The organism is Dyella sp. ASV21, assembly GCF_016428975.1.
Taxonomy (GTDB): Bacteria; Pseudomonadota; Gammaproteobacteria; order Xanthomonadales; family Rhodanobacteraceae; genus Dyella.
Genome location: NZ_JAELTT010000161.1, coordinates 1 through 683, shown reverse-complemented (window position 1 = coordinate 683; position 683 = coordinate 1). Strand labels below are relative to the sequence as shown.

The 683-nt window shown below is 65.0% G+C and carries 1 protein-coding gene; it reads right to left on the bottom strand.

Translation table 11 applies throughout. The annotated features are described in order from the left end of the window. The coding region (tssI, locus tag JHD67_RS21395; protein WP_199101159.1) for a type VI secretion system tip protein TssI/VgrG at positions 1–683 on the bottom strand (683 nt) is incomplete at both ends.

Genomic DNA, 683 nt, shown 5'->3' with positions numbered 1-683 from the left:
TTCACCGGCACGTAGTTCATAGCGCTGCGTCTGCCGCTCGATACGCTGCCCGGCGTGCAGCGTGTGGTGTCCCTGCACGGTGGCTTGCACATGCCCGCCGACCTCGACGGTGTGGTTGGCGGCGATCTTCTCGTGGCGGTGATGGCCGACGGTTTCGAGGTGATCCTTGCCGATGGTGACGGTGTGGTTGCGCTCGACCTGCAGGAACGCATCCTGGCCGATCTGGTGGCGGCGATCCCTGCCGATGGCGACCTCCTCGTTCTCGCCCACGTTCTCGCTGCGGTCGTGGCCGATGGTGATGCGTTCGTCGTGCTCGACCTGTTCGGTGCGGTCGTGGCCCACGCGGGTGGTTTCGTCGTGCTCGACGACGATGTTCTGGTCCCTCTGCGCGTGGACGTAGATTTCTTCCTGGCCGGCTTCGTCCTCGAAGCGCAGCTCGTTACTGCCCTTGCCTTTGTGCGTCTGGCTCTTGATGGTTATGCGCGTCTTGTGACGCGGCAGCGCGTAGGGCGGCGGGTTGAGCGCGTTGTACACGCGACCGATCACCATGGGGCGATCGCAGTCGCCGTCCACGTAGTCGATCATCACCTGTTGGCCAATGCGCGGAATGGCCATGGCGCCCCAACCGGCGCCGGCCCAGCCTTGCGCCACCGGTACCCAGTAGGAGCGGTGTTCGTTGAACG